Consider the following 14,539-nt stretch of genomic DNA (forward strand, 5'->3'; position numbering starts at 1 on the left):
GCTATAATAACAAAGAAATAATGAAGGGAGACATTCTTATGCTTCGTATTGCAATTTGTGATGATGAAACAGAGGCAAGAGATGCTTTGCGGTTTCAATTGGAAAAGATCATAGATGAGAACTCAGAAGAAATTGTGTATGAATTTACATCTGGTGTAAATGCCGAAAAATGGCTTCGGAAATATCCCGGTCAGATTGATCTGCTGTTTCTGGATGTGGAAATGAGCGGGATGAATGGGATGGAAACAGCAGAGAGAATCCGTACCTTTGATGAAAATCTTTTGATTGTATTTGTTACCGGGTATCAGGATTATGTGTTTGACGGGTATCGTGTTGGAGCGTTGGATTATGTAATAAAACCGGTAGGATTACAAAGGCTTCGGGAAGTGTATGACAGGGTAAAGCACATCTTGAAGGAAAGATTACAGGAAACTTTTATAGTAAAAAATAGCGATGGAATATACCGATTCCATTATGAAGAAATTCTCTATTTTTACAGTGATAGAAGGTTAGTAAAGCTGGTAACACTTAGAGGAATTTATCCTTTTTATGAGAAATTAGATGCGTTGGAAAAAAAAATGGGGAGATCTTTTGTGCGGATTCATCAGAGATATCTGGTGAATGGGAAAAAAGTAACACATATAGGTCGCACTTCTCTGGATATTTTAGGACAGAATAGGGAAATGCAGAATTTGCCAATTAGCCGGGCACTAAAAGAAACAGCTACTACAAAATTAGCAAGAATTATGCTGATAGGATAGTAATATGAGGAGACTGAGTAATTATGGTAATTGAAATGGCTATCAGTAGTATGCCTTTCCTTATATTTGGATTGATTTGTATTATTATAAGTGGAAGTTCACTGTATTTTACAGTAGGAAAACTAATAGAAATCAAAAAAAGTTTGTGGTCGAGAATACTGCTTTGGATTGCATGTACCGTTGCACTTAACATGATTATTTTCCTTTCTGACTGGGCAAATTTACCTCCTTCATTTGTATTTTTTTTGGTAACAATATTTGTGTGTTGTGAGGGAAGTGGACTGAAAAAACTTGCGATAGGCACTATGATCGCAAGTGCAGTATTTTCATTCAGCGCCCTGTTGGATGACTTTTCTACAATGGAGCTCTTAAAATATAAACCTATGTTCCGAGCTTTTTTTGCGTTGGTATTGTATTGGACAGTACGGTTATTTCGCCCAGAACGGGACAGCGAGCTTACTCCAGGAATGTGGAAATTGTTGTTACTTTTGAATCTTACGCCGATAGGAATTGTTCTGACGCTTGTGTTGGGAACAACAGAAACCCAACGGTTTCTTGCAGAAGAAATCGGGCAGAACAATTACCTGACGGTAGCCCAAAATGCTCAGGAAAAGCAATATATAGTATTACTTTTACTGGCATTGTTTTCTTTTGTCGGTCTTTTATGGACAACAGTGGTTCTGTCACGTCAGCGTAAGCTTGAGCAACAGAGCATGTATGCAGAAATGAATCAAAGATATTACGAATCAATGGAACAACAGCATTTTGAAATTCGGCGTATGCGTCACGATATGGTAAATCACCTTCAGACGTTGTCTGTGCTGCCGGAAAAGGAAAAAGAGGAGTATATACAGAATCTTTTGGACAATACAGTAAATATCCGAAATTCGCACTACTGTGGAGATTCTACAATAAATGCAGTGCTTACGGTAAAGGCAGCTGCAATGGAGGAGCTTGAGATTGAGTTTTCTTATAAGTTGGATATTCCCACAGAACTAGCACTGAATAAAATGGATATTTGTGCATTGTTTGCCAATACTTTGGATAATGCGATAGAAGCTTGTAAACATCTTCCTGAAGAAAAACGGATGATCGCACTAGAAAGTCGTATGCAAAAAGGGATGTTTGTACTTTCTGTGAAAAATCCGGTGTCAGAAGATGCCATGCTGATACAGGATGAAAAACAAAAAGGTGTGTTTCTTACTACGAAATCTGATTATAAAAATCATGGAATCGGACTGAAGAGTATAGAAGATGTGGTACGACGAAATGATGGTAAGATGGAAATTCATGTTCAGGAGAGAATATTTGAAGTGTTTCTATTTGTTTATATATAGTTGATGGGATATGTTGCAGTAACGAATTTGAGAGACTGTAACACATCCCATTTTCTTTTTAATAAGGTTCTAATGAATCATCCGCATCTATCCACATATGTAAATTACCATCAAGAAATAGTCTTGCATATTCTAATGGCTCATCTACAGCTAGCGAGGTTAATGCACACTCTGATCCGGGTGTGGTTTTTAAATCTTTCTCAGCTTCCCAACAATCAATGCGAAGCATATATCCGGCGCTAGTATAAACATCAATACTATTATGATAGATGTTGTATTCTGCATATATTGTTCTCATCGTATCTCATCTCCATATTTTTAATAATCAGTTACAGAATTAAATATCGGAAACATTTCAATCAGTTCACCATGTCGATATTGTTATATGTTATACTGTGTTATGAGAGTTTCTTTCCCTTATTTTTTCCCATATTAAGGTTCGTGAAAAGCAATGGGATGGTATAACACAAGGGAAAGAGTAAGGGAAAGTTCACTTGCTACAAACTTAGTGTTTTCAATGGTTTGTGAGGAATTTGATAAGCAAATATAATAATTATTAAATTTCTTAAAATAAGTGAAATATCAATTCCGGTTTTGTGAAAAAAGAATAGTGAGTAACCCAAAGGGCATCAACCGTAAAAAAGTTGGTGTCTTTTGTTTTGCATACCCAAATGGGAGCTGGCGGAAATCTGGTCGGTGCCTGTGCTTTTGTATCTGAAAAAATACAATATAATTTTCAAAACAGGTCAACTTTTACCCTTCCCAGTCCTGTATTAGTAGAAGGATTAAAAATGCAAGAAAAAATCATGTTGTGATTTGGTAAAGCTATTTGAAGTTTACATACAGTGGCATTTACAGGAGGTTTTACTAAATTACTGTGCTTTTTAGAACAGAAACGGAAGAAAGAATAATAAAAATGTTAGAAAATCTCATTTTTATTTTGCATCGGATAAAGTCACTTGAATTTAGTATGTGAGGGCATTTTTAGAACCTTCTGCGTACCTTGACAATTTTATGAGTTTCCTGACTGGTGAACAGACTTACGCCATGACGTTTCTAATGGAAATTGAGCGAAGAAATAATGACACTCCCGGAGATGGGCGGGCTGCTCAGAGCCTTAGAGCAGTTGCCTGCGTGCAGGCAGAGGTGGTTTGCAAGAGCCACAGCTAGTCAGGGTAAAAAAACAAATCCGGAAGAATTTTTTAAATAAAGGCGTAAGTCTGAAAGAAAGAGGTGATGAAAGTGAGATATCTGAAAGTGGAAGAGATGCAGCTGATTTACTGGTTTGGCTGTCCAAATCTGAAGAACACAAAGGAAAGGCTGCGGTCTGTTGCGTTGCTTGCGACAAACAACTGTATGAAGAGAAGAATCATCAGGTTATGCAATAAGTTGGAAAGAAGAGGTTTGTCAGAACAGTATTCGGTGATATATTTCCATATCTGCGAATTGTTTTCGCCTGATGATGGAACCAGACCGCCGGGAACCAGTGCATTGATGGTGCCGAATGATGATTGTATGGCAGCATAGCTGCAGAAAGGACAAAAACTATGAATAAAGTTATTTTAATGGGCAGACTGACAAAAAATCCGGAGATCAAATATGCCGGCAAAGACAATGATATGGCAGTGGCAAGATATACGCTGGCTGTGAACCGTAGATATAAGCGTGATGGGGAACAGGAGGCAGATTTTATTTCTTGTGTTACATTTGGTAAGAGTGCTGAATTTGCACAGAAATATCTTCGGAAAGGGATGCGTATCGTGATTGGTGGTCGTATCAGCACCGGAAACTATAAGGATAAGGATGGGAAAACGGTTTATACAACCGATGTCATTGTGGAGGAACATGAATTTGCACAGAATAAGGAAAGCAATCCTTCTTCGGAGAGGGAAAAAGAAACCGGAACCAATCCGGATGAATTTATGAATGTGCGGGATGATGATGAAATCCCTTTTCAGTAAGTGCTATTAGGAAAGAGATTGCCCGGTGCAGTCTCTTTTCTACCAACAGACGGATGATAAGGGATGATAAGCAGATATATTTCATGCAAAATTGGTATTCAACCTAACAAAATCGTGATATAATGAAACTATGTTTGAAGCAGATCAGGAGGTAATGTATGGGTGTAAGCTATAACAGACTGTGGAAATTACTGATTGATAAAAATATGAAACGGATCGAAATGCAGAATCTGACCGGTATTAGCGGAAATATTCTTGCCCGGATGGGAAAAAATCAGTATGTTTCCATGGAAACAGTAGAGAAAATTTGTAAGAAGCTGGGATGTTCCATTGATGAGATGATGGAATTTACCGATGATGAAGTATAGGAGGTTGCAGCAATGACAGATGCACAGCAAAGGGCAGCTGCAAAAATATTTGCAAAAAACTGGAAAGATCGGGGATATGAAAAAGGAGACAGCCAGATATTTTGGGTGGAATTATTGACAACAGTATTTGGTGTTACGGATATTTCCCAGTTTATTTCTTTTGAAGATCAGGTTCATCTTGATCATACCAGTTTTATAGATGGATACATTGAAAAAACGCATGTCATGATTGAACAGAAAAGTATCAACAAGAGCCTGACGGCTGCGATTAAGCAGTCTGATGGCTCCATGCTGACACCGTTTGAGCAGGCGAAGAGATATTCATCAGAATTACCGTATTCAAAACGTCCGAGATGGATTGTCACCAGCAATTTTAAGTCCTTTTATATTTATGATATGGAAAAACCGGGTGGTGATCCGGAAATTATTTTGCTGGAAGAACTGGAAAAGGAGTATTATCGGCTTCAATTTCTAGTGGAAGAGGGGAATACGAACCTTCAGAGAGAAATGGAAGTTTCTATTGCTGCGGGAGATATTGTTGGGCTGCTTTATGACGCACTGGCAAAACAGTATGTAGACCCGACAACAGAACGGGCAATGAAAAGCCTGAATATCCTATGTGTCAGATTTGTATTCTGTCTGTATGCGGAGGATGCAGGTGTTTTTGGCAGACATGGTATGTTTCATGATTATCTGGAAGAATTTGATGCAAAGCATATGAGAAAGGCTGTTATCGAATTGTTTCAGGTGCTTGACACAAAACCGGAAGACAGAGACCCCTATCTGGAAGAATCTCTTTCTGCGTTTCCATATGTAAACGGCGGCTTATTTGCCAATGAAAATATTGAGATTCCTCAGTTTACAGAAGAAATCCGTCAGTTGCTGCTTGAAAAAGCATCCGCAGATTTTAATTGGTCAGAAATCAGTCCGACTATTTTCGGAGCTGTATTTGAAAGCACATTGAATCCGGAAACCAGACGATCTGGCGGGATGCATTATACAAGTATTGAAAATATTCATAAAGTGATTGATCCGCTGTTTCTGGAGGACCTGAATAATGAACTGGAAGAGATCAGGCAAATACCCGTCCAGCGCACAAAAGAGAAAAAACTGAAAGAATTTCAGAAAAAACTGGCAGGGCTGCGGTGGCTGGATCCGGCATCAGGAAGTGGAAATTTCCTTACAGAAACGTATATCAGTATCCGGCGATTGGAAAATGTAGTTATAAAAGAGTTGCAGGGTGGTCAGATTACTTTTGGCTTTGATGGTTCATCGCCCATTCAGGTATCCATTGACCAGTTCTATGGTATTGAAATCAATGACTTTGCAGTTACGGTAGCAAAGACGGCACTGTGGATCGCAGAATCCCAAATGATGAAAGAAACAGAAGATATTGTTCATATGAATCTGGATTTCCTTCCGTTGACAACGAATGCGTTTATTGTGGAAGGTAATGCTTTGCAGTTGGATTGGGAGAACGTTGTTCCCAAAAATCAATTGTCGTACATTATGGGGAATCCTCCGTTTGTTGGATATTCCTTGCAGAGTAAAGAACAGAAAAATGATATTTTGTCTATTTATGTGGATGAAAAAGGAAAGCCATATAAGACTGCCGGTAAAATTGATTATGTTGCAGGATGGTATTTTAAAGCATCAAAATTTATGCAGGGAACAGCAATCCGAACTGCATTCGTATCAACGAATTCTATTACACAGGGAGAGCAGGTTGCGGGTGTCTGGAAACCTTTATATGAAAGATTTGATATTCATATTGATTTTGCCCATAGGACATTTCGGTGGGATAGTGAGGCGAGTTTAAAAGCTCATGTGCATTGTGTAATTGTCGGGTTTAGCGTTGCAAATAATCAAGACAAAAGAAAAATATATTCAAATGGACGTTTTAAAGAAGTAAAGAATATAAATGCATATTTGCTAGAAGCTCCGAATGAATTTATTTCTAATAGAAATAAACCATTGTGTGATGTTCCGCAAATGATTACGGGAAATAGACCAGCGGATGGTGGACATCTTATTATTGAAAATGAGGATTACGAAGAGTTCCTTTTGAAAGAACCATCAGCTAGACCTTATGTGAAAAGACTTGTAGGCTCTACAGAATTTATAAATAATAAAAAACGTTGGTGCTTATGGTTGGTAGGTATTAGTCCGTCTGAATTGAGAAAAATGCCAATGGTACTTCAAAGAGTAGAAGCATGTAAAGAAGACAGGGAAAAATCGCCAGATGCTGGACGGAGAAAGTTGGCTGAAACTCCAACCTTGTTTAGAGAAATAAATAATCCTGTATCGTTTATTCTCGTACCGAAAGTAAGTTCTGAGAAACGACGCTATGTTCCAATGGGATTTTTGGATAATAATACAATTTCAACAGATTTGAATTTCATTATTCCTGAAGCGACAATGTATCATTTTGCAATATTAACTTCTAATATTCATATGGCATGGATGCGTGCAGTATGCGGAAGGATGAAGAGTGATTACAGATATTCTGCTAATATTGTATATAACAATTTTCCATGGCCGACACCAACTGAAGAACAAAAACAAAAAATTGAACAGACTGCACAGGCAATTTTGGATGCCAGAGCGTTATATCCGGACAGTAGTCTTGCGGATCTTTATGATGAATTGACCATGCCGCCGGAACTGCGGAAAGCACATCATCAGAATGATATAGCAGTGATGCAGGCATATGGATTCACAAAAGGGAGTGAAGCATATAAAAGTGAAGCAGCCTGTGTGGCGGAACTTATGAAAAGATATCAGCAATTATGTACACAACAGCAAAATAAGAAGGAGCAATAAATTTGAAAAATAGAAAAGCTGAAAAACCAGAATTCCTTAAAATTGTATATTTTGATGAAGACGCTGCACAGGATTACGTTGATGTTACTAATGGGGGACGCCTTGATTGGACGACAGAAGAAAACAAACAAAAGGTAGCCAAAATAGTAGCAGAGATTGAAGCTCAGGCAAAGAGTGGTTTTAACATTTTGAATTATATTAAGGCAACATTTCAGGGAAAGGTAGATGCAAGTGCGGCGGTAGATTTGACAAGTGCTTTTGATAAAACCATAAAAAATACTTTGTTAACAGATTATATACAAGCAGCATATGAAGATAGTCATGTGAAAAAATTTGAAAATAGTGGGGTCTATGCTCCTGAAAATTCAGTGACATTGTATAAAATGGTCAGTTCATATATGACAATCGTGCCTAAAGAAGAAATGCCGATAGATATGGAAAAGCTGAATGAGGCGATATTGGGTGAACGTGGTTACTATGAAATGCTTTTGAAAACTGAAAAAGATAAAAAGAGTGTATTGAGATTTAATCTTAAAGCATTCAAGAATAATTATAATCTTGTCGATTTAAGTAAAATGAAATTGACATATTATGGGATCAAAGTAGGAACCTGTAGCGAGGATAATCTGTCGATTGACAAAGAATTTAATTTTAAACCGGAAGAAGAAAAAATTACAGCAGAAGATATTGTGAATGACAACGAATCTGTATCTAATGAAGAAGAATCGGTATCCAATGGAAAAGATGAATTAAACGTTTATGATATAGTATTGGCAGGTGTGGTACGTGAAAAAGATTGAAATATTTGTAGGATCAGATTCGGCTTTTGAAAAGATTATTCCACAGAAGGCAAGAAATCTTACAGAGTTAGCAACTCAACTGGATGATGATAATAAAAAGATGGAAATGAATGTTATTATTCCAGGTCAGCCTAAGCCAAAAACTCAGAAAAAGCGGAAACCCATTGTTCGAAATCTGGTAATTCATGCTGATGAATATTGCAGTGTCCAAGAGCATGTGATTATAAATTTTATTAATTTTATTTCAAGAGTATCAGTAACAAATATGTATATACAGAACCCGCCAGAAAATATTCGAGAGCAGTTATACCGTGTATTTGATAAGAGCATTATTCACGAAGAACATCAACATTATTTAGAAGTTTCAAAAAATATGTTGCGGACATTTAACAGCCAATATAGGAAAAGAGTAATCGGGCAGGAGAAGGCAAAAAGTAAATTACTGCAGGCGATATATCCTTTAATGGATGGCAAACAAAAAAAGCCGGTTGTTATTTTGTTATATGGAGATTCAGGATTAGGGAAAACGGAGTCGGCACAATATTTAGCAGATCTAATGGGCGGTAAGTTATTAAGAAAGCAGTTTTCTATGTATCAGAATAATGAGTCAGCAAATTATATTTTCGGTGGAAGATATAATGAGAAAAGTTTTGCTCAAGACCTTTTAGCCAGAGATTCAAATGTGCTTTTGTTTGATGAGTTCGACAAGGCTTTATCTGTATTTCACAGTGCATTTTATCAATTATTTGATGAAGGTATTTACGAGGATCATAATTATAAAGTTACGGTAGATAAAGCAATTATTGTATGCACATCAAATTATAGAACAGTTAATGAAGTAAAGGAAAATTTGGGATTACCAATTTATAACCGTTTTGATTCGATCATTAAATTTGATGAATTGTCAAATGAGGCAAAGAAAAAAATTGCAGAATTGGAAATAGAAAGGTTGAAAACAGATTTTAATATTGAGGATAGTAAACTGTTTGAGAAATTGAAAGAAGCTGCTATTACTGCATCAAATGCCAGAGAAATAAAACATTTGGTTAAGGATACATTTTCACTTTTAGCAATTAGGAAGATATGTAGTGATGCGGAAGAATAAATCTCTTAGCAAAGCTAAGAGCGCACTTCTATACATGCATTTTTCAATGCCATGTATCGTGCGTCCTGCGGAGCTGCCTCCCGATTGAAGATTCACTCAATCAGGGAGATATGCGAAATCAAGATTTCGGACAAGGGTTCCCCTTGCGGCACGAGTGCCTATCTGTAAAGTACTTTAAGTATGTACTTTTTTGTAACAAATGAAAAATTGGAGGTGTACTATGAGCAGTAAAATTACAGGAAAGGAATATCCATTACTGAAAATTTTTAGCTCTGATTTTGAGTATCATATACCTGCATACCAACGCCCTTATGCATGGACTACGGAAGAAGCAGGAATTTTATTTGATGATTTATATGAATTTTACCGAACAGAACCATCAGATAATTATTTTCTTGGCACAATTGTGCTTATTAAAGAGGAAGACAAACCATATGCTGATGTTATTGATGGACAGCAACGTCTTACTACATTGACGATTCTTTTTTCAGTATTGGCTTCCAATCTGACAGGGAAGGCGCGAGAAGCATGTAATGCCCTGCTTCAGGAAAGCGGTAATATACTTGCCGGGATTCCTGCCAGACCCCGTATGCATCTTCGTCAACGTGATCAGGCTTTTTTTAATAAATACATTCAGGAAGTGCAGATTCCATCTTTGATCAGCATTGATGCAACTACACTTTCGACAGAAGCACAGCGACATATTCAGGAAAACTGTAATGTGTTACTTAGTCGTTTTGAGTCAGTTTTTGAGGGAGATCAGAATGAATTGATTAATTTCAGTACATTTCTTTTGAACAGATGCTTTCTCGTTGCAGTAAGTACGGACAGTCAAGATTCCGCTTTTCGTGTTTTTTCTGTCATGAATAGTCGTGGATTGGACTTGCTTCCGATTGATATTATTAAATCTGAAATCATCGGAGAAATCTCCGAAACAGAACAGCAGGCTTATACTGATAAATGGGAAGATCTCGAAAATGAAACGGGGAGAGAAGGTTTTAATGAAGTATTTACTCATACTCGAACTATCTTTGCAAAAGAACGTCCCAAGAAAGGATTATTGGAAGAATTTCGAGAGTATGTTGTAAAACGTACAAAGCCCAAAGAATTGGTAGATAATGTGTTGACCCCTTATGCAGAAGCCTATACCATATTAAAAAATTTTGAATACATAGCTTCGTCCCGGGCAGATGAGGTCAATGCTGTTTTATACTGGTTAAATAAGATTGATAATTATGACTGGATGCCTCCCGCTATAAAATTTTTTGCTGAACATTTACATGATTCAGAATATATCTTGTGGTTTGTAAAAAAATTAGAGCGTCTGGCTTCTTTTCTTCATGCAACGGCACAGGACGTCAATCATCGAATGGATCGTTATAAATGGGTTTTAGCTGAGATGGATAGTAATCCATCACATAATATAGAACATCCACTTACTACGATTGAATTGACCACAGATGAGAAACGATCTTTCATAGATGCGTTGAATGGCGAAATTTATAGTATGCCTTCACGTAGACGTAATTATATTATCCAACGTTTGGATTCATTTGTTTCGGATGGTGGTGCAAAATATGATGTAAAGCTGTTTACTATTGAACATGTTCTTCCTCAGAATCCTGAAAAAGGCAGTGAATGGGATCAACTGTGGCCTGATCAGGACGAACGAGCCTTTTGGTTAAATCGAATTGCTAATCTGGTACCTTTAACCAGAAATCATAATTCAGCAGCACAGAATTATGATTTTGCCACTAAGAAAAAGAGCTATTTCCAGAACAAAGGTGGAATTACTTCCTATACTTTAACTACACAGGTTGTGAACGAAGATTCTTGGTCTCCAGAGGTTGTATCTGAACGTCAAAAGACATTGTTGGTATTATTTTCTGAAAAATGGGATTTAAAAATTGATCCAGCAGAAGAACTAAATGATGATGAAGAAATAATGTTTCATTTAGCTATTCGTGGATGTAATGCTTCGGGTTGTGTTGGGAACGATGGGAGTTTCATAGTAAAGGCAGGCAGTACTATCGCTAGAGATACTACTCCAAGTTGTCAATCTTCATATGTAGAAATTAGGAAGAATCTGATTGATAATGGAATTATCGTAGACGGTGTGTTTACTCAGGATTATGTTTTCGATAGTCCGTCTGCAGCTGCAGTTATTGTAGGTGGTCGTTCTGCAAATGGACGTAGAGAATGGACCACCTTAGATGGACGTCAATATGGAAAAGTAGTTGGTCATTAATTCGTTTGCCTGAGAAGTTGAGACAATATATGGAATAGTGATCTGGTTAACAAAAGAGAGGAATGAACAGAGTATGGCAGAAAAATATCCGGTAATTACGCTTTGTGGCAGCACTCGATTTCGCAAAGAATTTGAGACAGCACAAAAGCAATTAACTTTGCAGGGATGTATTGTCATCTCAGTAGGGCTGTTTGGTTACACAGGAGATAGTGAAGTTTGGGAAAATATGGATGAAGGAACAAAAACGCAGACAAAGATGATGCTGGATGATATGCATAAAAGCAAAATTGACATGGCAGATGAAATTTTTGTGATTAACCCGGGAGGATATATCGGCGAAAGCACATGGTCTGAAATTTGTTATACATCTATGCTGGGAAAAAATATTCGATATATGGAACCCATAAAATCGAATGAAGTAGCAGAAATGGTACAAAGTCATATTTCCAGAGCGGAGGAACTGGCGATAAGACAGCTCGACGAATTACATCATAGTAACGGATATTATAATTCAGCAGATTATGTTTCGTTCAAATTTAAAAAAGAAACTATTTATGATCCATGGCTGAAAGAAAATTCACAGGGAGTGCCATTTGCATGGCAACTACATGATAACCAGGATATTGCAGTTGATCCTTTTAAATATTATGGAAAAATAAAAACTGCACGTTTTATTGAAGATATTATTATGAAGCATGGAATAATGTAGGAGGTTACCACAATGCCGAGTAAGAAATGGTCAGGGCTGAATCATATGCAGCTTGGTCAGTTTGGGGAATATTATGCGAAAATGGAATTTGCTTCTTACGGATTCGATGTATATACATCTGAAGTGGATGATCATGGTGTAGACTTTATTGCCAGAGATATAAAGACCGGTATTTTCTATGAAGTGCAAGTGAAATCAATGTTCAAAGGAAAATACGTGTTTATAAAAAAAGATAAGCTGGTAATGGATGATAGGCATCTTGTTTGTTTTTTGCATTTTATAGAAAATGAACTGCCGGAAATATATGTAATTCCAGCGACAGCTTGGAAGAACCCGAACGCTGTTCTTGTAGACAGAAATTATGATAAACCTGAGTGGGGCATTAATTTTTCAAATAAGAATCAGGCATTATTAGAACAATATAGACCAGAATGTTTTTTCAAAAATTAAATAATGTGTAAGCCAAAGGGCATCAACCGTAAAAAAGTTGGTGCCTTTTGTTTTGCCCATTACTTTTACCCATTTTGGGGAAAAAGTCTGGACAGGAAACCGGTGTGAGTTAAGGGACAGAATTCATACCGGCTTTTCATATCTGTCAACAATGCAGTTAAGAGAAAGGAGACCATTATGGGAGAAAGAAGAAATCTGAAAAAACAAAGCCTTGAGAAACTCCAGCAGAATCTGGAACAGACAGAACATCAGATTGAGGTGGAAGAACGCAGGCTGAACCTTGCAAAACAACAGATGAAGGTAGCAAAGCGGAAAGCAAGGAACCACAGCCTGATTGTCAGAGGTGCGGAGGTGGAGAAAGCATTCCCGGAAGTTAAGGTACTGACAGAAGAAGAGTTCCGGGCATTTTTGAAATGTATCGCCCACATGAAGAGTGTACATGAAATGCTGGAATGGTCAGTGAACCATTCCGAATATAACCGCAGTCTGGCATCTTCCGGAAAGGAGCAGTAATGTCGCTGTATCATTTTTCTGTAAAGCAGGTATCAAGGGGAAAAGGGCAGACGGTGGTAGGTTCCGCAGCTTATATTTCCGGTCAGAAACTGCATAATGATTATTACGAGGAAATCCATGATTACACTAGAAAGCAGGGAGTGATCTTTGACGAGATCATGCTGCCGGACTATGTGCCGGATCGTTTCTCTGACCGCCAGACACTCTGGAATGAAGTGGAGTTTGCAGAGAAAGGAAAGAGGGCACAGCTTGCCTATTCCTTTAATATTGCATTACAAAATGAGCTGACGATGGAAGAAAATGTAGAGCTGGCAAGGGAGTTCTGCAGGGAACAGTTTGTCAGCCGGGGGATGATCGTGGATATGGCAGTCCATGAGGGGGAATCCAGTGACCCGGAGATTGCAGACAATCCCCACTTCCATGTGCTGATTCCCATCCGTCCCATGAATAAAGATGGGACATGGGGGAAGAAACAGCGGAGGGAGTACAAGCTGGATGAAGATGGAAACCGCATCCGGGATGAAAACGGAAAATACATCTTTTCTGCTGTTTCCACTACCGGCTGGAATTCCCCGGAACTTCTGGAAGAATGGAGAAAGCAGTGGGCGGATAAAGTCAATGCGGCATTCAAGGAGAACGGTCTGGCAGCAAGGATTGACCACCGGTCTTATGAGAAGCAGGGAATTGAACTGATCCCAACGATCCATGAAGGATATGAAGTCCGGGCGATGGAGAGGAAAGGCATCCGGACAGTGGTGGGAGACCTGAACCGGGCAATCCGCAAATTAAATGAGATATGGATCCATTTAAAAGAATCCCTTGCGTGGGCGAAAACATTCCGGGAAGAGGTAAGCGCGGAACTGTACCGGAGGGCAAACCCTACATTGATGGAAAGCCTGCAGGATTATTATGAGAAACGTGATAAAGTGGCAGATACCTACCAGTATGGGAGCCGGAAAGCACATCTGATGAACCTGAAAGAGTTTGCAGAGGCAGTGAATTATCTGACTGTGAACCAGATCGCAACAGTGGAACAGCTGAACCAGAAAGTAGAGGAATTACAGACGGTTGCGGATGGCATCCGTTCCGAAATCAAATCCCGGAGGGGAGAGATTGCCGGATACCGGGAACTGATGGATTACGACCAGAAAATGAAAAAGCTGCAGCCGGTTATGGATAAATACCATAAGATTTTCTTTAAGGGTTCCAAGCAGAAATATTACAGTGAGCATAAAAAGCAGATCGACTTGTACCGGATGTGTGAACGGAGGCTGAAACCCTACCGGGATGCACAAGGGAAGCTGCCGGTTGCACAGTGGAAAAAAGAACAGGAAAAGCTGGAGGCATTGAACTGGGATGCGGATATTGATGTTTATGATACACTAGAATTACCGAAAAAAAGCGTCAGAATTCCCTGAAATCAGCAAGGGAAATTCCCCAAAAAAGGCGGGACATATTGAACCA

Annotated in this window: 16 protein-coding genes; 15 read left to right on the forward strand and 1 reads right to left on the reverse strand. The window is 38.4% G+C overall.

The annotated features are described in order from the left end of the window. Positions 1 to 38: 38 nt before the first annotated feature. Together EV212_RS11590 and EV212_RS11595 are read left to right on the forward strand one after the other, a co-directional pair. Positions 39 to 761, forward strand: coding sequence for a LytR/AlgR family response regulator transcription factor (locus EV212_RS11590; protein WP_132093502.1), 723 nt, complete (start codon positions 39 to 41; stop codon positions 759 to 761). A gap of 23 nt (positions 762 to 784) precedes the next feature. Beyond that, positions 785 to 2,098 (forward strand): sensor histidine kinase, encoded by a 1,314-nt coding sequence (locus tag EV212_RS11595; protein ID WP_132093505.1) that lies wholly within the window; start codon positions 785 to 787, stop codon positions 2,096 to 2,098. 58 nt (positions 2,099 to 2,156) lie between these two features. Here EV212_RS11595 and EV212_RS11600 read toward each other — a convergent pair whose 3' ends face one another. Next, complete coding sequence (locus EV212_RS11600) at positions 2,157 to 2,396, reverse strand: DUF6061 family protein (RefSeq protein ID WP_132093508.1); 240 nt, start codon at positions 2,394 to 2,396, stop codon at positions 2,157 to 2,159. Between the two features lie 373 nt (positions 2,397 to 2,769). On the opposite strand from EV212_RS11600, the gene EV212_RS13575 reads away from it, so the two are divergent. The 13 genes from EV212_RS13575 to mobQ all read left to right on the forward strand — a co-directional run bounded on the left by EV212_RS13575 (position 2,770) and on the right by mobQ (position 14,493). Next, positions 2,770 to 2,913: a hypothetical protein gene (locus EV212_RS13575; protein ID WP_207669107.1), complete on the forward strand. Its 144-nt coding sequence runs from the start codon at positions 2,770 to 2,772 to the stop codon at positions 2,911 to 2,913. A 199-nt stretch (positions 2,914 to 3,112) separates the two neighbouring features. Further along, positions 3,113 to 3,268 carry a hypothetical protein gene (locus EV212_RS13580; RefSeq protein ID WP_207669108.1) on the forward strand — a complete coding sequence of 52 codons (156 nt, stop codon included), beginning with the start codon at positions 3,113 to 3,115 and terminating at the stop codon, positions 3,266 to 3,268. Positions 3,269 to 3,340: 72 nt separating this feature from the next. Then, entirely contained in the window at positions 3,341 to 3,625 is a 285-nt protein-coding gene (locus tag EV212_RS11605) for a hypothetical protein (protein ID WP_132093511.1), read from the forward strand. Positions 3,626 to 3,645: 20 nt separating this feature from the next. Then, a complete protein-coding gene (locus EV212_RS11610; RefSeq protein ID WP_132093514.1) occupies positions 3,646 to 4,059 on the forward strand; it encodes a single-stranded DNA-binding protein in 414 nt (137 codons plus the stop codon). A gap of 158 nt (positions 4,060 to 4,217) precedes the next feature. After that, a complete protein-coding gene (locus EV212_RS11615) occupies positions 4,218 to 4,427 on the forward strand; it encodes a helix-turn-helix domain-containing protein (protein WP_132093517.1) in 210 nt (69 codons plus the stop codon). 12 nt (positions 4,428 to 4,439) lie between these two features. Continuing rightward, positions 4,440 to 7,250: a DNA methyltransferase gene (locus EV212_RS11620; protein ID WP_132093520.1), complete on the forward strand. Its 2,811-nt coding sequence runs from the start codon at positions 4,440 to 4,442 to the stop codon at positions 7,248 to 7,250. 2 nt (positions 7,251 to 7,252) lie between these two features. After that, a complete protein-coding gene (locus EV212_RS11625; RefSeq protein WP_207669109.1) occupies positions 7,253 to 8,050 on the forward strand; it encodes a DUF6414 family protein in 798 nt (265 codons plus the stop codon). Beyond that, positions 8,037 to 9,155 (forward strand): AAA family ATPase, encoded by a 1,119-nt coding sequence (locus EV212_RS11630; protein ID WP_132093526.1) that lies wholly within the window; start codon positions 8,037 to 8,039, stop codon positions 9,153 to 9,155. The genes EV212_RS11625 and EV212_RS11630 overlap by 14 nt, the downstream gene beginning before the upstream one ends. A 220-nt stretch (positions 9,156 to 9,375) precedes the next feature. Next, on the forward strand, positions 9,376 to 11,403 hold the full coding sequence (locus EV212_RS11635; protein ID WP_132093529.1) for a DUF4357 domain-containing protein: 2,028 nt from the start codon (positions 9,376 to 9,378) through the stop codon (positions 11,401 to 11,403). 73 nt (positions 11,404 to 11,476) lie between these two features. Further along, complete coding sequence (locus tag EV212_RS13775) at positions 11,477 to 12,112, forward strand: hypothetical protein (protein WP_243115550.1); 636 nt, start codon at positions 11,477 to 11,479, stop codon at positions 12,110 to 12,112. 12 nt (positions 12,113 to 12,124) lie between these two features. Further along, positions 12,125 to 12,562 carry a DUF4365 domain-containing protein gene (locus tag EV212_RS11645; RefSeq protein ID WP_132093532.1) on the forward strand — a complete coding sequence of 146 codons (438 nt, stop codon included), beginning with the start codon at positions 12,125 to 12,127 and terminating at the stop codon, positions 12,560 to 12,562. Positions 12,563 to 12,739: 177 nt separating this feature from the next. After that, a complete protein-coding gene (locus EV212_RS11650) occupies positions 12,740 to 13,075 on the forward strand; it encodes a DUF3847 domain-containing protein (RefSeq protein ID WP_132093535.1) in 336 nt (111 codons plus the stop codon). Continuing rightward, a complete protein-coding gene (gene mobQ, locus EV212_RS11655; RefSeq protein WP_132093538.1) occupies positions 13,075 to 14,493 on the forward strand; it encodes a MobQ family relaxase in 1,419 nt (472 codons plus the stop codon). The genes EV212_RS11650 and mobQ overlap by 1 nt, the downstream gene beginning before the upstream one ends. The last annotated feature ends 46 nt before the right edge of the window (positions 14,494 to 14,539 follow it).

The sequence above is a fragment of the Frisingicoccus caecimuris genome, from assembly GCF_004340975.1.
GTDB lineage: Bacteria > Bacillota > Clostridia > Lachnospirales > Lachnospiraceae > Frisingicoccus > Frisingicoccus caecimuris.

What these genes read in the sequence shown, in the direction of transcription:
- EV212_RS11600 (WP_132093508.1), bottom strand. Translation starts at nt 2,396, where the DNA reads ATGAGAACAATATATGCAGAATACAACATCTATCATAATAGTATTGAT.
- EV212_RS11650 (WP_132093535.1), top strand. Translation starts at nt 12,740, where the DNA reads ATGGGAGAAAGAAGAAATCTGAAAAAACAAAGCCTTGAGAAACTCCAG.
- EV212_RS11620 (WP_132093520.1), top strand. Translation starts at nt 4,440, where the DNA reads ATGACAGATGCACAGCAAAGGGCAGCTGCAAAAATATTTGCAAAAAAC.
- EV212_RS11615 (WP_132093517.1), top strand. Translation starts at nt 4,218, where the DNA reads ATGGGTGTAAGCTATAACAGACTGTGGAAATTACTGATTGATAAAAAT.
- EV212_RS11635 (WP_132093529.1), top strand. Translation starts at nt 9,376, where the DNA reads ATGAGCAGTAAAATTACAGGAAAGGAATATCCATTACTGAAAATTTTT.
- EV212_RS11645 (WP_132093532.1), top strand. Translation starts at nt 12,125, where the DNA reads ATGCCGAGTAAGAAATGGTCAGGGCTGAATCATATGCAGCTTGGTCAG.
- EV212_RS13775 (WP_243115550.1), top strand. Translation starts at nt 11,477, where the DNA reads ATGGCAGAAAAATATCCGGTAATTACGCTTTGTGGCAGCACTCGATTT.
- EV212_RS11590 (WP_132093502.1), top strand. Translation starts at nt 39, where the DNA reads ATGCTTCGTATTGCAATTTGTGATGATGAAACAGAGGCAAGAGATGCT.
- EV212_RS13580 (WP_207669108.1), top strand. Translation starts at nt 3,113, where the DNA reads ATGAGTTTCCTGACTGGTGAACAGACTTACGCCATGACGTTTCTAATG.
- EV212_RS11595 (WP_132093505.1), top strand. Translation starts at nt 785, where the DNA reads ATGGTAATTGAAATGGCTATCAGTAGTATGCCTTTCCTTATATTTGGA.
- EV212_RS13575 (WP_207669107.1), top strand. Translation starts at nt 2,770, where the DNA reads ATGGGAGCTGGCGGAAATCTGGTCGGTGCCTGTGCTTTTGTATCTGAA.
- mobQ (WP_132093538.1), top strand. Translation starts at nt 13,075, where the DNA reads ATGTCGCTGTATCATTTTTCTGTAAAGCAGGTATCAAGGGGAAAAGGG.
- EV212_RS11610 (WP_132093514.1), top strand. Translation starts at nt 3,646, where the DNA reads ATGAATAAAGTTATTTTAATGGGCAGACTGACAAAAAATCCGGAGATC.